Here is an 871-nt window from a genome sequence, read left to right on the forward strand (position 1 = left end):
ACATATCGACTTACGGATCCACCGGGGACTGATTCCCGATGAAGCTGGAAACCGCTATGGCTACCCCACCCTCATTGCTGCCCTTTTCGCTTATTACGGAATTAAATTCACTCTCGAGGAAATTATACAAGAATATAAAAATGAAGAAGACTAACCTTCTTGAACTACAAAAGGTATCGGAATGATCTATCCCGATACCTTTTTGATTTACAATGGGACCGAAGCGGACAGTCCCCGCCACTTTACTCGCGAATTTGGGCTTTGCATTAGATTTGAGGCCGGTTTTCGTGAACATTGCGCTTTTTCACGCGCTTTTTGTACCTTTACCCGACAGCTGCATCTGGGCAGACACGACCTTCATCAAAACCTAAACAAAAAACTGCAGGCAAGCTCCATTATTCATCGAGTCTGCCTGCAGTCTGACACAGCCTTAGAGGCTGTTTTTTTATTTATTAAAGTTTTTCGCTGCGCTTTAAGGACATCCCGACAAAGTCACGGAATAGTGGCTGTGGACGGTTAGGGCGTGATGTGAATTCCGGATGGAATTGAGAAGCCACAAACCAAGGATGATCTTTCAATTCAACGATCTCGACCAGACGGCCATCTGGGCTTGTTCCAGAGAAGACGAATCCTGCCTCTTCCATCGCCTGACGGTAATGATTATTGAATTCATAACGGTGACGGTGACGTTCATACACAACCTCGTCATTATAAGCCTCGTAAGCCTTGGTGCCCTCGATAAGCTTACATGGATATAAGCCAAGACGAAGTGTACCGCCCAAATCTTCTACATCCTTTTGTTCTGGAAGAAGATCGATGATTGGATCTGGAGTATCCGCTTGAATCTCGGCAGAATGGGCTTCCGGCAATC

2 protein-coding genes are annotated in these 871 nt (G+C 45.8%); one reads left to right on the top strand and one right to left on the bottom strand.

Annotated elements, in window-relative coordinates; translation table 11 throughout:
* The coding region (locus CVN76_RS05965) for a DUF2529 family protein (RefSeq protein WP_157805559.1) at positions 1-154 on the top strand (154 nt) is incomplete at its 5' end.
* Positions 155-452: 298 nt separating this feature from the next.
* Here CVN76_RS05965 and CVN76_RS05970 read toward each other — a convergent pair.
* The coding region (locus tag CVN76_RS05970) for a glutamine amidotransferase-related protein (protein ID WP_442857552.1) at positions 453-871 on the bottom strand (419 nt) is incomplete at its 5' end.

This window comes from Bacillus sp. mrc49 (genome assembly GCF_002803435.1).